General features: G+C 61.6%; 15 protein-coding genes and 2 pseudogenes. 14 read left to right on the top strand and 3 right to left on the bottom strand.

The annotated features are described in order from the left end of the window. Window positions 1-248 precede the first annotated feature (248 nt). A complete protein-coding gene (locus NKH17_RS07100; RefSeq protein ID WP_352897310.1) occupies window positions 249-1,136 on the bottom strand; it encodes a LysR family transcriptional regulator in 888 nt (295 codons plus the stop codon). Window positions 1,137-1,240: 104 nt separating this feature from the next. Between NKH17_RS07100 and NKH17_RS07095 the strand changes: the two genes are divergently transcribed. The 3 genes and pseudogenes from NKH17_RS07095 (at window position 1,241) to NKH17_RS07085 (ending at window position 3,247) form a co-directional block, all read left to right on the top strand. Beyond that, window positions 1,241-2,104 (top strand): SDR family oxidoreductase, encoded by an 864-nt coding sequence (locus NKH17_RS07095; protein ID WP_352897312.1) that lies wholly within the window; start codon window positions 1,241-1,243, stop codon window positions 2,102-2,104. Window positions 2,105-2,139: 35 nt separating this feature from the next. After that, window positions 2,140-2,418: pseudogene (locus NKH17_RS07090) on the top strand (AtaL-like protein); the annotation flags it as partial. A gap of 283 nt (window positions 2,419-2,701) precedes the next feature. Continuing rightward, window positions 2,702-3,247, top strand: a complete 546-nt coding sequence (locus NKH17_RS07085) for a hypothetical protein (protein ID WP_352897314.1) — start codon at window positions 2,702-2,704, stop codon at window positions 3,245-3,247. 111 nt (window positions 3,248-3,358) lie between these two features. Here the strand turns inward: NKH17_RS07085 and NKH17_RS07080 are convergent, their stop codons facing one another. Beyond that, window positions 3,359-4,156, bottom strand: coding sequence for a hypothetical protein (locus tag NKH17_RS07080; protein WP_352897316.1), 798 nt, complete (start codon window positions 4,154-4,156; stop codon window positions 3,359-3,361). 781 nt (window positions 4,157-4,937) lie between these two features. Next, a pseudogene (locus NKH17_RS07070) lies at window positions 4,938-5,374 on the bottom strand (alpha/beta fold hydrolase); the annotation flags it as partial. Between the two features lie 69 nt (window positions 5,375-5,443). Here NKH17_RS07070 and NKH17_RS07065 point away from each other — a divergent pair. The 11 genes from NKH17_RS07065 to NKH17_RS07015 all read left to right on the top strand — a co-directional run. Further along, entirely contained in the window at window positions 5,444-5,695 is a 252-nt protein-coding gene (locus NKH17_RS07065; RefSeq protein WP_502910581.1) for a zinc-binding dehydrogenase, read from the top strand. A gap of 141 nt (window positions 5,696-5,836) precedes the next feature. Beyond that, window positions 5,837-7,114: an epoxide hydrolase family protein gene (locus tag NKH17_RS07060; protein ID WP_352897320.1), complete on the top strand. Its 1,278-nt coding sequence runs from the start codon at window positions 5,837-5,839 to the stop codon at window positions 7,112-7,114. A 26-nt stretch (window positions 7,115-7,140) separates the two neighbouring features. Then, entirely contained in the window at window positions 7,141-7,557 is a 417-nt protein-coding gene (locus NKH17_RS07055) for an organic hydroperoxide resistance protein (RefSeq protein ID WP_352897322.1), read from the top strand. Window positions 7,558-7,604: 47 nt separating this feature from the next. Next, complete coding sequence (locus NKH17_RS07050; RefSeq protein ID WP_352897324.1) at window positions 7,605-8,636, top strand: alpha/beta fold hydrolase; 1,032 nt, start codon at window positions 7,605-7,607, stop codon at window positions 8,634-8,636. Window positions 8,637-8,649: 13 nt separating this feature from the next. Next, window positions 8,650-9,165 carry a cytochrome P460 family protein gene (locus tag NKH17_RS07045; RefSeq protein WP_352804976.1) on the top strand — a complete coding sequence of 172 codons (516 nt, stop codon included), beginning with the start codon at window positions 8,650-8,652 and terminating at the stop codon, window positions 9,163-9,165. A gap of 53 nt (window positions 9,166-9,218) precedes the next feature. Further along, complete coding sequence (locus tag NKH17_RS07040; RefSeq protein WP_352804973.1) at window positions 9,219-10,118, top strand: oxidoreductase; 900 nt, start codon at window positions 9,219-9,221, stop codon at window positions 10,116-10,118. A 27-nt stretch (window positions 10,119-10,145) separates the two neighbouring features. Continuing rightward, on the top strand, window positions 10,146-10,922 hold the full coding sequence (locus tag NKH17_RS07035; protein WP_352804970.1) for an alpha/beta fold hydrolase: 777 nt from the start codon (window positions 10,146-10,148) through the stop codon (window positions 10,920-10,922). 410 nt (window positions 10,923-11,332) lie between these two features. Further along, window positions 11,333-13,210 (top strand): sensor histidine kinase, encoded by a 1,878-nt coding sequence (locus NKH17_RS07030; protein ID WP_352804967.1) that lies wholly within the window; start codon window positions 11,333-11,335, stop codon window positions 13,208-13,210. Between the two features lie 14 nt (window positions 13,211-13,224). Further along, window positions 13,225-13,863: a response regulator transcription factor gene (locus NKH17_RS07025; protein ID WP_254818282.1), complete on the top strand. Its 639-nt coding sequence runs from the start codon at window positions 13,225-13,227 to the stop codon at window positions 13,861-13,863. Window positions 13,864-13,977: 114 nt separating this feature from the next. Continuing rightward, window positions 13,978-14,346, top strand: coding sequence for a response regulator transcription factor (locus NKH17_RS07020; RefSeq protein ID WP_254818283.1), 369 nt, complete (start codon window positions 13,978-13,980; stop codon window positions 14,344-14,346). A gap of 82 nt (window positions 14,347-14,428) precedes the next feature. Beyond that, window positions 14,429-14,591: helix-turn-helix domain-containing protein (locus NKH17_RS07015; protein WP_352970631.1), on the top strand; the 163-nt coding region annotated here is incomplete at its 3' end.

Genomic DNA, 14,591 nt, shown 5'->3' with positions numbered 1-14,591 from the left:
TCGCCGCAAGGACTCGTCCAGCAAGCAGCCACCCACCTGTCGAGGCGAAATAGGGCGGTCGATTCCGGGGAAAAGGCGCTGCCGGTCAGGCAAGGCTAAAAAACGCGCATTCGAGATTTGCGGCGGAAAGGCCCCTGAATGCCGCGGCAAAACGTGCACAGTCACCGTAACTTCGTAATTCGGATGTGAAGTAACGCTGAAAGATTTATGGAGTAACGCATCAGCTTGGTTAGCCAGTTTCCTGGGAGTCATTTGCCGATATAGGCGGCCAGCTCGTCAGGTGTCCCCATGGGAAAGGCGCGTTTCAGATGGTCGAGGAATGCGGAGACGCGCGCGCTCAGCAGCCGCCGAGAGGGATAGAGTGTCCACAGGGCGATGTCGGGTCCCTCGACATCGCCCCAAAGTACCAGCGTTCCGTCCGCCAGATCATGGCTCACTAGCGACACTGGAAGGCGTCCCGCGCCGACGCCCGCTCGCACTGCATCCCGGACCATGATGAGCGACGACAACGCAAGGACGGGCTCGATCGCGATTGTTAACCGGCCGGTGGGCGTCTTCACGTCCCAAACCCTGCGATCTGTCGAACGCATGACGGCCGGGGTCGCCAGCCCTTCGGCCGGCTGGGCGAGGTCAGGACTTGCCACGACCACCAGCCGATCACGCAGAAAGGCTCGCCCAACGAGGCTCTCATCCGGATCCGGATTGACCCGGATCACCAGGTCAAATCCCTCTTCGATCATGTCGACGACGCGGTCTTCGGTAGTGACCTCGAGCCTGACCTCCGGGTATTTCAGGGCGAAGCCGGCGGCGATCTTCCCCATCGCGGTCTGTGCGAACAGCAATGGGGCGCTGATCCGCAACCGGCCGCGTGGCCTTTCGCCGCCTGAGGCGATCGCCGCCGTCGTCTCTTCGAGCTCGGAAAGCAACCGGCCCGCGCGCTCGAAAAGCGCGCGTCCTTCTTCCGTCAGCTTTAACGCGCGCGCGCCACGCTCAAACAGCCGTAGATCCAGACTCGCCTCCAGCTCCGCCACGCGTCGGGACAAGGTGGCCTTCGGGCGCCCGGCGGCGCGGGCGGCCTTACCGAAGCCCCCGTGGCGGGCGACCAGATTGAAATCAGCAAGGGCAAGTAGATCCATGTGTTCCACCTGTGGGACGGCGTGTTCAGATATAATGCCTACCGACACAAATGTGGATCACTAATTTTCTGGGACGCCATCCGGCTCAACTCAGGAGTAATCCCATGACCATTCTCGTTACCGGAGCGACCGGCAATGTCGGCCGCAACGTAGTCGAACAGCTTGTGAAGCGTGGCGCCGATGTGCGCGCTTTGGTTCGCGATCCCTCGAAGGCCAATTTCCCCACTGGCGTAGATGTCGTGCAGGGCGACCTGCTCGATGTCGATTCCCTGCGCAAGGCGTTCTCCGGCGTCTCCACCCTTTTCCTGCTGAACGCGGTGGTGGCCGACGAATACACCCAGGCGCTGGTAGCGCTGGCAGTTGCCCGTGAGGCCGGCATCGAGCGGATCGTCTATCTGTCGGTGATCCACAGCGACATCTACGTCAATGTGCCGCATTTCGCGGGCAAGTTCGGCGTCGAGCGGATGATCGAACAGATGGAGCTCAACGCCACCATCCTGCGGCCCGCCTACTTCATGGACAACGACATCACGATCAAGGACGTGGTGATCGGCTACGGCATCTATCCGATGCCGATCGGAGCCAAGGGCATCGCCATGATCGACGCGCGGGACCTGGGCGAGATCGCCGCGATCGAACTCCTCCGCCGTGAGCAGGCCGCCGCGCCGCTCCCGCTCAATCGCATCAACCTGGTCGGCCCCGACACGCTGACTGGCACGGACGTCGCAGCGATCTGGACGGACGTCCTCGGTCGCCATATCGCGTATCCCGGCGACGACACCGCCGGCTTCGAGCAGAACCTGCGGCAGTTCATGCCGAGCTGGATGGCGCTCGACATGCGCCTGATGGCCGAGCGCTTCCTCACGGACGGTATGGTCCCCGATGCCGGCGATGTCGATCGGCTGACCGCGCTGCTGGGCCGGCCGTTGCGCTCCTATCGCGACTATGCGGCCGCAATTGCCGTCTGAGCCCCATCACCGACGTTCTGTCCAGGAGACATATCATGATTTGCTCGACTGCCACCGTTCCGGTGAATCCCCGAGGCGAGACCAAGCTGACCCGTGCGCAGATATGGCAGGGCCTGGAACTCAAGGCGCGCAACGCCCGCCTGTTCCTGCCCGCAGGCCTCTGCACCCGTTGCGACGTCGTGGAGGAGAGCGCGACCCACTTCGTGCGCCAAGCTATGATCGCCGGTGCTGATCTGCGCGAGATCGTCACGCTTGAGCCGGAAAGCAAGGTTACCTTCTTCCAGGCGACCGGTCCGCGCGAAGGCGCGGAGATCGCCTTCATAGCTAGTGGTGGGGTTATTCACATCAGAAAGTTGCGCCAACGGCAATTGCAACCAGCTGGTGAGCGTGATGCTTCATAGGCACGGACGACAACGCAAAGCCAGTCCGTCAAACAATCAGCCCGATACCCTCTCCAGCACCCTTATCCCTAATGCAACCATTCCCTCATCTCCGAGTTGCGCGACAGGCGGGGAAGCTCGGCCGACATGACAAAGCGCGACAACGTCGGACACAAGTCCCTTCCAGAAGCCGTTCGGCACCAAGGAAGGGGATGTGATGCGTGCATATTGGTTGATGTGCATTGCCGCGCTTGTTCTCAATGCCGCGCCGGCGGCAGGGGAACCTTCGGTCGAGCGAGGACTCTACATCTCCATCATCGGCGGCTGCCACGATTGCCACACCGAAGGATATAGCGAAAGTGGCGGCAAGATCGATCCGGCCAAGGCTTTCAAGGGAAATGCACTCGGCTTTCAGGGACCGTGGGGAACCAGCTATGCGGCAAACCTACGGCTGACGGCCGCCGACCTCACAGCCGACGGCTTCGTTTCATATCTTCGAGGCCTTGGGACTTATCCACCGATGCCAGGGTATAACGTACGTGCGATGAGCGATGAGGACAAGAAATCGCTCTATCTCTATATCCGCACGCTCGGTGACGCAGGCGAGCGAGCGCCGGCTTTCGTGCCGCCTGGCGACAAGGTCCATACGCCTTATATCGTCCTCGCCCCGCCCTTGTCGCCGCCCGCCTGCACACGCGATTTCGATTGCGGTGTAGGAGAAGTCTGCGATCCCGGCGGCTCCGGGCAGTGCGTGAAGAGATAACGCTCAGACCAACTGGCCGCCATCGCGCACTGGCGTTCGCTGGCGACCAGCTCTACTTCGCCATCCAGGTCCGGGGAGCAGAGCGTCAACTTCCGACATGAACTTACCGATCTAGCATTGCAGGAAACTGACCATTGCTGCCACCGGCCGGCCTTTCTCAAGACCCAACGACCTGGGGTCACCTAAGTGCGGAATCGCGTGGTCAAGGTGTACGTCCGTCACCCGCAGGCCCGACACCTCAGCGAGGCGGCAGCCGGTGCCATTCAGAATTGTCCAAATGTGTTGAAGGTCCGCCTTGGCATGGTACGAGATGCGGGCGGTGACCTCGTCCAAGGTGAAAGGACGGCGCTTGTCCTTGTTGGGCTCGGCCTTATCCTTCGACGCGGCCTCCAAATTCATGAAGGGATTGGTGACGCCAGATAGGTCAAAGTCTCTCATGGCGTGGTTGATGACCGCGCGAACTACGTTCAAGTAGCGATCTACCGAAGACGCTTTGCGACCGTCAAGCATGTGATCGCGGACTTCCTTGGCGTCCGCGCGCTTAATGCTTGCCAGCTTGCGATCCGTACCCAGTGCGGCCCTGACGAGCTTGAAGACCCGCTCAAGCTCCATTTGCTTCGTTTCGTCGTCCCCGACGCGCTCCTTCAGATACAGCCTTTTGGCGTCCTCTAAGGTCGGGGCAGGGAGACCTTGTCGGGCGCCGTACATAAGCGCCCGAAGGGTTGCGGCGTCCTCGAAGCTAATCCCTGTCGGGTTTCCTTGATCGTCCAGGGGATACTTCGCGGCGATCTGCTCAGCGATTATTTCGCGTCTGAGAGTTTCGCTGTCGTGTTCGTCATCGGAACCAGACCATTCCGGGTCCAATTGCAATCTGCGAACATACTGCTGCCCCGATTTGAACTGTTCCAACGCGGTCAATGGTTGGGGGGAGTTGAGGGACGGCGCTTTCTTGCTGGCAATGGCCGATAGCAGGAGTCTCTAGGGCTCGGCATGAACCTTCGGATAATTTTTTAAGGGCTTGCTGTTCGGTCGCTCCAAGCGGGACGAGATGTTCCCGTTTGCCCAAAATTGCCCGAAGTTCCTCAGGGATTTTGCCCCTGTAGCGCCAGCCAGCCTTGCCACGTTTCTGTATATGCTTCACGTCAATCTTCATGCTCAGGGTACCCCGCAGTGTATCTCGCGGTGTATCTCTGGGGAAGCGGAAACCCTTGCAATCCTTGGGTTTCAAGACTTTTCTGGCGATTGTGGCTCCCCGGGATCGTCGAAACTGAGAAATATGAATTCGCGATTCCGCTTCGCAAGAACGCGCCGGTGGGACCGAAACTCCGCAAACGCGACCGGGACCGCTGGTGGCCCGACACCGACGCTCAGGGAGCTGGCCGTCGCTCTGCCGCGAGAGCGGGGCGAGGTGCGCACGGCTGAACTCACGGCCATCGGCATCCCCCGATGCTATCTATCCAGGATGTGCGACGAGGGACTGCTCGTGAAGGTGGGTTACGGCCGCTATCGCGCCGTCCTTCCGAAGGCCGCTTGACCCGTCGCGTTTGGGGCCGGCTGCTGACCGTCTGGTTCGGCCCCAGCAATAGGACTAGCCACTGAGACCGCGATGAGCGCGGCGCCGACGAACGCACACCTTTTAAGCGTCGACTTGAACTGTGGGCCGGGGCCGGGAGCCGCGCCCGCAGCCACTTCAGTTGGCGACGAACTCCAGAAGGTCGGCGTTCAGCACATCAGCATTCATTGTGAGCATCCCGTGCGCAAAACCAGGATAGGTCTTCAGCGTGCCGTTCGGCAGCAGCTTGACCGCCTTCAAAGCCGAGGCGGCGATCGGAACGACCTGGTCGTCCTCACCGTGCAGCACCAGCGTCGGCACGGTGATCGCCTTGAGGTCATCGGTCTGGTCGGTTTCCGAGAAGGCCTTGATGCCATCGTAGTGCGCCTTGGCGCTACCCATCATGCCCTGCCGCCACCAGTTCTGGATCACGCCCTCATGGACCGTCGCACCCTCGCGGTTGAAGCCGTAGAACGGGCCCGACGGGACGTCGAGGAAGAACTGCGCGCGGTTGCTGGCCAGTGCCGTCCGAAAGCCGTCGAAGACCTCCATGGTGTTCCCTCGGGGTTGTCGTCGGGTCCTACGACATTCCAGGGATCGCTCGACGCGCTCCGCCATTCTGGGACCTTTGCTGGTACGGGCCCGTGCTCGGCGGTCCCGGACCGTTCGACATCATGCAATTACCGAAAAGCATCAAGATCGGTTATGCGGTCTGTTCCGACCACATCCACACGCCTGAACTGCTGCGATCGCATTCGGCGCAGCTTTTCGACTGGATCATGGAGGGCAGGCTCAGTGTCCGGATCGGTGGCGAATACGGAATGGCGGACGCAGCAACCGCCCATGCCGACATGGAAAGCCGCGGGACGACGGGCAAGCTGCTGCTGGTCCCATGACATGCGATTGGCCGATCGAGGCTGGATGGCGACGCTCTGCGACCCACAAGTGCTAGCGATCCATATCTATGTATAGCAGCCACTCGGTCCAGTCGCCTCTACCTTAAGGCAAGAAGACTTCCTGTCCCGAGAGAATGATCGATGTCCACGATGTCGCCTATCCTTACAAGACGCCACTTGCTCGCCATCTCTGCGGCTGCCGGCGCCGTTGGCCTGTTGCCGTCAAGCACGGCCGCTGCGGCTGAAAGCACAGCTATAAGACCCTTCCGCGTCGACATTCAGGAAGCAGCCGTCGCTGATCTTCGTCAGCGCCTGGCGGCGACGCGTTGGCCGGACAAAGAGACCGTCACAGCTCATTCGCAGGGCGTCCAGCTTGAACGGCTTCGCGACCTCATCGAATACTGGACGACCGACTACGACTGGCGAACGATCGAGGCTCACCTCAACCGGCTGCCGATGTTCGTCACCGAAATCGACGGGCTCGAGATCCACTTCATCCATATTCGTTCGCCACATGCCGACGCCTTGCCGATGATCATGACGCATGGCTGGCCCGGCTCGATTCTGGAGTTTCTCAAAGTCCTGGGGCCGCTCACAGATCCGACAGCCTTCGGCGGCGATGCTGAGGACGCCTTTCACCTCGTCGTGCCCTCGATCCCCGGCTTCGGCTTCTCCGCAAAGCCGACCAAGACGGGGTGGGGTTCCGATCGCATCGGCAGAGCATGGGCGCTTCTGATGCAGCGGCTGGGCTATGATCGCTATGTCTCGCAGGGCGGCGATTGCGGCTCGGTGATATCGCATCGAATGGCGTTGCAGAACGTGCCGGGGCTTATCGGCATTCACGTCAATATGCCGGGTACGGTTCCAAGCGAGATCGCGGCTATTCTGGCGGCCGGCGGGCCAGCGCCGAAAGACCTTCCCGACGATGAAAGGAAGGCGTTCGACGCGCTCGACAAATTTTACAGGGACAGTTCCGGCTATGCGGCGATGATGGTCACACGGCCCCAGACCATTGGCTATTCGCTGGTCGATTCACCACTTGGGCTTGCCGCGTGGATCTACGAAAAGTTTGCTCAGTGGACCTACAGTGACGGACAGCCGGAGCGTGTGCTGACAAGGGACGAGATGCTCGACGACATCTCGCTCTATTGGTTGACCGCAACGGGTGCATCGGCCGCGCGGATATACTGGGAAGACCATTCCAACAACTTCAACGCGGTCGACATTCAGGCGCTTCCGGTCGCCGTGACCGTGTTCCCCGGTGAAATCTATTGTGCGCCGCGCGGCTGGGCTGAGCGCTGCTACCACAACCTCATCTACTTCAACGAGGCGGAGAACGGCGGCCACTTCGCCGCTTGGGAACAGCCGGAAATCTTCACACGCGAAATACGAGCGGCCTTCAGGTCGCTGCGTGATTGACGCTCTTCATAGAAAGGATGCAAACGATGACCACGCAACCGAAGCGGCTCTACACCGGCCGGGTCCATACCACCGGTGGCCGCGGTGGCTTCTCGCGCAGCTCCGACGGCAGGCTTGATGTCAGGCTTTCCACGCCTGGCGGCCCCGGTGAAGGCACCAATCCGGAGCAGCTCTTCGCGGCTGGCTGGTCGGCCTGCTTTGAAGGCGCCATGGCGATCGCCGCGCGCAAGATGCAAGTAGTTTTGCCCGCCGAAACCGCGATCGACGCGGAGGTCGACCTGAACTCCGGCGACGACGGCTTCTTCCTCAGCGCGCGCCTGGATGTGAGCCTTCCCGGCCTGGATCCTGACGTAGCGCGGGCGATTGTCGATGCCGCGCATCGGACTTGTCCCTATTCGAAAGCTACGCGCGGCAACATCGAAGTGGCCATCACTCTGGCCTAACGCGCACCGCCGCCAATCCCTTCATCCCGACTCGACTGGAGCCACCAATGCAGACCGGAACCAACCCTGAATTTATCGACCTCGATCGCCGTCGCCTCCTGGCGGTCGGGGCCGCAGCCGTGGCCATTGCGCAGTTGGTGGCGGTGCGACCGGCAATGTCGCAAGCTACATCGCCAAAGGCCGCGTTCGCCGCCCTGAAGCAGGTCGATGCCGGCCTGCTCTCTGTGGGCTATGCGGAACAAGGTCCTGCGGACGGCCCCGCCGTCATTCTGCTGCACGGCTGGCCCTACGACATCCATAGCTATGTCGACGTAGCATCTCTTCTTGCCGGCGCTGGCTACCGTGTCCTCGTCCCGCATCTTCGCGGATACGGGACGACCCGCTTCCGTTCGGACGCTACTTTTCGCAACGGGCAGCAAGCCGCGCTCGGCGTCGATCTCGTCGACTTCATGGACGCGCTCGGTATCGAGAAGGCGATCCTGGGCGGCTATGATTGGGGAGCGCGCACCGCAAATGTGGTTGCGGCTCTCTGGCCGCAGCGTTGCAAGGCGATGGTTTCGGTCAGCGGCTATCTGATCGGCAGCCAGGCGGCCAACAAGGCGCCGCTTCCGCCGCAGGCCGAGTTGCAATGGTGGTACCAGTTCTACTTCGCCACGGATCGGGGACGCACCGGCTATGCGAAGAACACTGATGATTTCGCCAAGCTGATATGGCGACTCGCCTCGCCGCACTGGAACTTCGATGACGCGACCTTCGCCAGGAGCGCCGCGGCCTTTCGCAATCCCGATCACGTCGACATCGTCATCCACAATTACCGCTGGCGGCTCGGCCTTGCCGACGGCGAACGTCGCTATGACGAGATGGAGGAAAAGCTCGCCAAGGCGCCCGTGATCGGCGTTCCAACCATCACCATGGAAGGTGACGCCAACGGCGCGCCGCATCCCGATCCGGCCAACTATGCCGGCAAGTTCTCGGGCAAGTACGAGCATCGGTTTGTGTCGGGCGGCATTGGCCACGACCTGCCGCAGGAAGCGCCGGAGGCGTTCGCCAAGGCCATCGTCGACGTAGACGGCTTCTGAGGGGAGAAGCGTGATGAAACGATATCTGGCCATTGCAGCCGTCGCAGCCTTGTCCGCGGCACTTGCGATCACATGCGTGGCGATTGACAGGGCCGGCGCCCAAGAGCCTTTGCAGGTATCCCCGATCTACGGGGTGACAATTCCGGATGGATACCGAAAATGGGAGCTGGTCGCGCCCGCGCTGGAAGGCGACCCGCTGAACGAACTCCGTGCGGTCGTCGGAAACGCGGTCGCACTGGACGCCTACAGGAAAGGCACGCTGCCGTTCCCCGATGGCAGCGTTCTCGTGAAGCTGGCCTGGAAGCGAACCCAGTCGGCGGAGTTCGAATCGGCATCCGTGCCGGGAGCCCCAACGACCGTGCAGGTGATGGTCAAGGATGCGAAGAAATACGCGGCGAGTGGCGGCTGGGGTTTCGGCCGTTTCATTGATGGCAAGCCGGTCGACCTAGCGCAGCACGAGACATGTTTCGCCTGCCACGAGGCCCGCGTCCAAAACGACGACTACGTCTTCACGCGCTACGCACCATAGCCACGCGCGTTTGGTGCAGAGCGCTTGGCGGCGAAAATGGAAAGGGACAACAAATGACGCAGAGATGGCTTATCACTGGGACTTCGAGAGGAACGGGCCGCGCGCTTGCCCAAGCGGTCCTCGAGGCCGGGCATAAGGTTATCGCAACGGCCCGCAATCCCGAACAGATATCCGACCTGGGCGCACGCTTCGGTGAATCGGTCAGGACCTTCCCCTTGGATGTAACTGATCCGAACGCCGCCGAGGCTGCGGTGAGGCTTGCCGTCGACACGTTCGGAGGGCTCGACGTGCTGGTCAACAACGCCGGGTATGGAAACGTCAATTCGGTAGAGGACACTGCACTGGAGGATTTTCGGAGGCAGATCGAGACAAACCTGTTCGGCACCATCATCGTGACCAAGGCCGCTATCCCCATCATGCGCGAGCAGCGCAGCGGGCACATCATCCAGTTTTCGTCCGTGGGAGGGCGTATCGGGGCTCCTGGACGCGCACCCTATTCGTCGGCGAAGTGGGCCATTGAGGGGTTCTCGGAATGCCTCGCCCGCGAAATGGGACTTGTCGGGGTGAAAGTCACCGTGATCGAGCCCGGCGGCATGCGAACCGATTTCTCCGGTGTATCGACCACCCTCAAGGAGGGCCGCCCCGAATATGATCGAGTGGTGGGCGAGACGGCCCGCATGCAGCGCAATTATGACGGTCGGCAACCGGGCGACCCGGCTCGCGTGGCCCAGGCCATCCTGAAGATAGCGGCAATGGATGATCCGCCATTCCGACTGCCAGTGGGAAGCGATGCCCTGAAGATTCTCGTGCAGGCGGATCTAAGAAGGCTGGAAGAGCTGGAACGGTGGCGGGAACTAAGCCAGTCGACCGACTTCCCTCGCGACGAAACGGACGACCGGTCAGGCTCTCGGCCTGCGTCGCCGTCTTTCCTCGCTCTGAACTCCGCTGTCTAATTATCTCCAACACGAAAGGACCACACAATGAAAACCTTACTGGCAGGGTTGGCCATCATTGCCGCCACTTTGGGCAGCGCACAGGCGCAATCCGGAAAGCCGACTGTCGTTCTGGTGCATGGCGCGTTTGCGGATGCGTCGAGTTGGAACGGCGTTGTCGCTATCCTCGAGAAGGACGGCTACTCCGTCGTGGCCGCAGCCAACCCCTTGCGTGGCGTCAAGAAAGACGGCGGCTATATAGCCTCTCTTGCTTCCAGCATCGAGGCTCCTGTCGTACTCGTCGGCCATTCGTATGGGGGTTCAGTGATCAGCGAAGCCGCCGCGGGCCAGGCGAATGTGAAGGCGCTGGTCTACGTCGCTGCCTTCGCACCGGAGGTCGGCGAAACGGCCGTGGAGCTTTCCGGCAAGTTTCCCGGCAGTTCGCTTGGCCCGACGCTCGCCAAGCCAGTCGCATTGTCCGAAGGCGGCTCGGATCTGTACATCCAGCAGGACAAGTTTCACGACCAGTTTGCAGCCGACGTCCCGGTCGGCGAAGCGAAGCTGATGGCGGCAACGCAACGCCCGATCACCGAAGCCGCTCTCAACGAACGCCAGGCCAATGCGGCCTGGAAAGCCATACCCAGCTGGTTCATCTACGGCGATGCCGACAAGAACATTCCGCCACGGGTCTCCGAGTTCATGGCTGAACGGGCTCGTGCGCGCAAAACCGTCTCCGTCAAGGGCGCGTCCCATGTCGTGATGGTGTCGCACCCTGCGGCTGTGGCGGAGTTGATCGAGCAAGCCGCAGGCGAGACAGCGCCGTGAAGCCGAGCTTCATGAGGCCGATCACCGGAAGCGGGTAGCGTCGCCGTCGGGTGGGGCGGCCAGACGGCCGATCGACTGGCTGGGTCTCGGTCTGACAATCGTGCGTCAGGCCGCCGACCTGCTCCCCCCATCCGATCTGTGGCCAGTCGGTCGAGAACGATGGCTCGGTCTTTTCGGTTGAATTGCCATTCTACCTGCCCGAAAATGGGCTGTCAGAAGGCGGTGATATGACCTGGAGGGATTTCGAGGAATGCGGCCCCTTTGCGATAAGACCTTCCAGCCGGCCGAGCCGGTGAACGCCCGTGGCCGGATGGTCGGCTGTTCTGCTCATCTGCAGTACGCCGGGCCATCTCGGCGCTCGGCTCCCCAGGTTTGCCAAGCGACTTCGGTTCACTAAACCGAGACATAGCATGAGCAACAGCGTCTACCGCTTGGCGGCAGTCCTCCTTGCGCTTGGCATCTTCCTGTTCGACGTGCTGTCGCCGCTCGAGGGAGCGATCGCGGTACTCTACGTGCTCGTCGTACTCATTGCGGCCCGCACCTCGCGGCGAGCGGACGTATTGGTCGCCGCTGCTGGCGCCATCGTACTGACGGTGCTGGCCTATGTCATTTCCCACGCCATGGAGAGCTTCGGATCTCCCGCCTTACGCGCGGCCGTAAGCCTTGCGGCCATCGCCATCGCCACCGCGCTGGCGCTCCAGAGTCAGGCCGCCACGGAAACCCTGGCTGCGCAGGCTCGCTTGCTGAACCTCTCGCACGACATGATCTTCGTTCGCGACATCCGCGGTGTCATCACCTTTTGGAACGACGCTGCCGCGGAGGTCTATGGCTGGACCGCAGCCGAGGCGATCGGTCGGGTGGCGGACGAACTGCTCGGTACGAAATACCCTGCCGACCGGGCGGTGGTTGAAGCTGCATTGCTCAAAAGCGGGCGATGGGAGGGGATCTTAGAGCATCAGACACGAACCGGTGCGCGGCTCGTGCTGGACAGCCGGTGGGCGATACAGCGGGACCGCCACGGAAACGGCGTTGGCGTCCTGGAAACGCACACCGACATAACGGAGCGCCAGACAGCTCATGCAGCACTGGTCAGGAGTGAGCGGCGCTACAGGCGCATGTTCGATACAAGCCGGATCGGCGTCATCGAAGAAGACTGGAGCGCAGTCCAAGCCGAGCTTGCCAACGTAGCGGAGGAAGGGACCTCGATTGCCGACCATCTCGCCGCCAACCCGGACTTCTACACGCGCGCCAGACGGCTCATCAGAATCGTGGACGTCAATGCAGCGTTCCTGTCCATGCTTTCAGTGGATGATCGCACGCAGTTCCTGAACACGCTGGACGATGTCCTGGGTGCGGCCGATACGACTTTCCCGGGCGCGCTCGTTGCGTTTGCGCGCGGTGACGCCTTCTATGAGGGGGAGACGGAGATGGTCTCGAGCGACGGGAAGGCCGTCCCTGTGCTGTTCACCATCACCTTTCCCTCTTCACCTGACGACGGCGACAAGGCTCTGGTATACGTAATGGACATCACGGACCGTAAGCGCGCCCAGGACGCTATCCAGCAGGCACAGGCCGAACTCGCCCACGCCGCGCGCGTCGCCACCCTCGGTGAGCTGACCGCGTCGATTGCGCACGAGGTCAGCCAGCCGCTCATGGCGGTGGTGACGAACGGCGAGGCAGGGATGCGCTGGCTCCGCCGCGATCCGCCCGAGCTCAACGAGGTGGAGTTCGCGCTCGGGCGCGCTGTCGCCGAGGGGCGAAGGGCAAGCGACATCGTGAAGCGCATCAGGGCTTTCCTGAAGAAGGCGCCGTCACATCGAGACGAACTGGCCTTGTCCGCATTGGTGGAAGACGCCGTGGCGCTCGTCCAGCGTGAGATTGCGAAGGCCAACATACAGCTCAAGATCGACCTGCAGCCTCACCTTCCCAACATACGCGGTGACCGCGTTCAGCTGCAGCAAGTCCTGGTCAACCTCATGATCAATGCGGCGCACGCCATGGCCGGGCAGGACGGCGCGCGCATGCAGTTCATAACCGCCGCCAAAACCGAGGTGGACGACATCGAGATCATCGTGCAGGACACCGGGCCGGGAATACCGAATGAGCATCTTCAGCGATTGTTCGAACCGTTTTTCACGACCAAGCAGGACGGCATGGGAATGGGCCTTGCCATATGCAAGACAACGATTGAGGCGCATGGCGGGCGAATGACAGTTGAGAGCCTGCCGCGGCAGGGCGCGACGTTCCGCGTGACCCTACCCTCCGTCGATGCAAGCGCGACCGCATGAACAGGGCTACTTCCATGAAAGTTGCTTCGTCTCCGACAGGACCATCTCCCTTTGTTGTCGTCGTCGACGACGACCCGGGCGTGCGCGACGCACTCGACAGCCTGTTCCGTTCGGTCGGGATGTCGACCTACTTGTTCGGCAGTCCGGCCGAGATGATTCAAGCCAGCCTTCCCCAGTCGCCGGGCTGCATCATCCTCGATGTCCGTCTGCCGGGCGTCAGCGGCCTGGACTTCCAGTCGCAGATGACGAAACAGGGAATCGAACTGCCGGTGGTCTTCATGACCGGTCACGGCGATATTCCGATGACGGTCCGAGCCATGAAAGCCGGCGCCGTCGATTTCCTGTCAAAGCCGTTTCGCGACCAGGACATGCTGGACGCGGTAACAAGCGCGATCGAGCGGGATCGGGTCAGGAGGGTCGAGCGCACGGAGAGCGATCGCCTGCGAGCGGAATATGAAACGTTGACGCCGCGCGAGCGCGAGGTGATGGGTCATGTCGTCGCCGGCCTGATGAACAAGCAGGTGGCGGGCGTGATCGGGCTTTCGGAAATCACGGTGAAGATCCATCGCGGCAATGTCATGCGCAAGATGGGCGTCCGCACGCTCGCGGACCTTGTTCGCAAGGCAGAGGCGCTGGGTATTTCAGGTCGCTGACCGGCGTGGTGCAAACCTCCGTATGATTTCCTTTCGGGCCAATGTGCCTCATGGATGACGGGTGGCTCTGTGGAGATGACCTGCTGCAATCGAGCGGCATGAACGCCTTTGATTATGCTCAAGATTCCCAAGATTGCGATCGTCGATGACGATGACGGAGTGCGAAGCTCGCTCGCCAGCCTGCTCAGATCTCTCGGCTATGAAGTGTGTGGCTATGCGTCGGCGCTCGAATTTCTTGACGATAAAATTGCCGACGATCCTGGCTGCATGATCACTGACATCCAGATGCCCGGAATGTCGGGCGACGAACTTCAGGCGGAGCTGATAGCAAGAGGCCGGATTTTTCCGATGATCTTCATGACGGCTTTCCCAAACGAGGCGACGCGAAACAAGGTGATGGCTGCAGGCGCCCGTGCGTTTCTGGAGAAACCAGTTGAAGCTGATGCGATTACAAGCTGCCTGGAACTACTTCCTCGAGACTAGAGCGTCGGACATTCAGGTTGAATCGCGAAGGATTCCGCTAACGTCGGGTTTGTGATTCACTTCCTTAAGGAGGTGATTTGCCATGCCCAAGCCCTATTCGCTCGATTTGCGTGAACGCGTTGTGCGGTTTGTCGAGGCTGGCCATTCGCGGCGTGCGGCGGCGGCACATTTTGGGGTGTCGGTTTCGTTCGTCGTGATCCTGATGAGGAACTATCGAAAGACCGAGAGCCTGGTGCCCAAGCCGA

Source organism: Mesorhizobium sp. M1334, from assembly GCF_040317995.1.
Lineage (GTDB): Bacteria > Pseudomonadota > Alphaproteobacteria > Rhizobiales > Rhizobiaceae > Mesorhizobium.
Note: the sequence above shows the minus strand (reverse complement) of the source record. Positions and strands in the feature narration are given on the sequence as shown.